The sequence below is a fragment of the Brevibacterium sp. SIMBA_078 genome, from assembly GCF_046534565.1.
In the GTDB taxonomy this organism is placed as follows: Bacteria; Actinomycetota; Actinomycetes; order Actinomycetales; family Brevibacteriaceae; genus Brevibacterium.
This window is the reverse complement of record NZ_JAWRYQ010000054.1, coordinates 1-373: the sequence shown is the minus strand read 5'-3', so window position 1 is coordinate 373 and position 373 is coordinate 1. Positions and strand designations below refer to the sequence as shown.

General features: G+C 57.1%; 1 pseudogene. It reads right to left on the bottom strand.

The features are described from left to right. Positions 1 to 142: 142 nt before the first annotated feature. Positions 143 to 373: pseudogene (locus tag SB749_RS18830) on the bottom strand (hypothetical protein); the annotation flags it as partial.

Below are 373 nucleotides of genomic sequence, written 5' to 3'. Positions count from 1 at the left end.
AAAGAAGACAGTCATAAGTGCGGCGACGATAGTCATGCCCCGCGCCCACCGGAAGGAGCTGACTGGGTTGAAGGCTCTCAAGGGCATCGGTCGAGATCCCGGTGCCTAATGAGTGAGCTAACTTACATTAATTGCGTTGCGCTCACTGCCCGCTTTCCAGTCGGGAAACCTGTCGTGCCAGCTGCATTAATGAATCGGCCAACGCGCGGGGAGAGGCGGTTTGCGTATTGGGCGCCAGGGTGGTTTTTCTTTTCACCAGTGAGACGGGCAACAGCTGATTGCCCTTCACCGCCTGGCCCTGAGAGAGTTGCAGCAAGCGGTCCACGCTGGTTTGCCCCAGCAGGCGAAAATCCTGTTTGATGGTGGTTAACGG